The following is a 323-nucleotide window of genomic DNA, read 5'->3' on the forward strand; positions in this document are numbered from 1 at the left end:
TAAATCTTTAGCGGTTGAATATTATTTTGATAATTATAAATATCTATTAAATCTCCCGCCTCTTCTCTAAAAGGAGCGTTTATTCCTCCAATAGTATTAGGAACAAACCCGCGAGCCGCCGCTTGCCCTCCCATAGTAACATTTGAAACTATATAATTTCTGTCTATAGCCAAAGATAATGCATGTCTCACTCTCTTATCTTTTAAAAATTCATTTGTAATATTAAGAGATAAATAATAAGTTCCTACGCCGTCTTTAAGAACTACATAATTCTCGTTTTTCAATCTATCTATTTCGGTAGACGGAGGTTCAAGAGCCGAAAA

Annotated in this window: 1 protein-coding gene; it reads right to left on the reverse strand. The window is 33.7% G+C overall.

From position 1 onward, the window contains the following. Positions 1 to 323, reverse strand: a 323-nt coding sequence (locus EZH24_RS13675; RefSeq protein WP_236847297.1) for an ABC transporter substrate-binding protein, incomplete at both ends; no start/stop codon positions are given.

The sequence above is a fragment of the Brachyspira catarrhinii genome (assembly GCF_005518285.1).
Taxonomy (GTDB): Bacteria; Spirochaetota; Brachyspiria; order Brachyspirales; family Brachyspiraceae; genus Brachyspira; species Brachyspira catarrhinii.